1 protein-coding gene is annotated in these 657 nt (G+C 71.7%); it reads right to left on the bottom strand.

Going from position 1 to position 657, the window contains the following annotated elements:
• The coding region (locus RCG67_RS16925; protein WP_368827963.1) for an FAD-dependent oxidoreductase at positions 1-657 on the bottom strand (657 nt) is incomplete at both ends.

The raw sequence follows: 657 nt of genomic DNA, 5'->3' as shown, positions 1-657 counted from the left end.
GGGCGACTCCGCGGCGGCGAAGGCCACGAACCGCTCCTGGCGCCCGCGCACCTTGATCCACAGCTTCGCGCCGCGCCCGGCCTGGCCCCGCTGGGCGGCCCTGACCTTGGGCGCGGACAGGGCCGGGGTGAACTCGACCCCGCCCAGGGCGCCCAGGGGCAGGGTGACGACGACGGCGGAGGCGGTGAACCGGGTGCCGTCGGCGGTGGTGACGGTCGCGGTGTCCTCGCCCTGGTCCACGGCGGTGACGGGGGTGGTCAGGGGCAGGTCGACCTCGGCGTCGGCACGGATCGCCTCGATGAGCCGTTTCGTGCCGCCGTCGAGCTTGTAGGTGGCGCAGGCTTCGAACATCAGCTTCCAGTCGCCGTTGGAGATCGCCGCCCAGCGCAGGGCCTGGGTGTAGGCGGCGTCGTCGAGGCGGCCGTTGAAGTTCAGCGCCCAGAACGACCGCACCAGTTCCCGGACGTCGGGCTCCAAATTCAGGTCGTCGATGGCCTGCGCCAGGGTGATGTGGTCGATCTCGGTGCAGACCGGGTTGTGCATCGGCTCCCAGGGCAGCGGGAAGACCTCCCGGGAGCGGGCCAGCAGGGCGGTGTTGGCCTCGTCCATCAGCTCGAGGATCTCCTCGGCCCCACCCTGCACGATCCTGCCGTCGAC

This window comes from Kocuria cellulosilytica, from assembly GCF_040981245.1.
GTDB classification, from domain to species: Bacteria; Actinomycetota; Actinomycetes; order Actinomycetales; family Micrococcaceae; genus Kocuria; species Kocuria cellulosilytica.
This window is presented reverse-complemented; position numbering and strand designations above follow the sequence as displayed.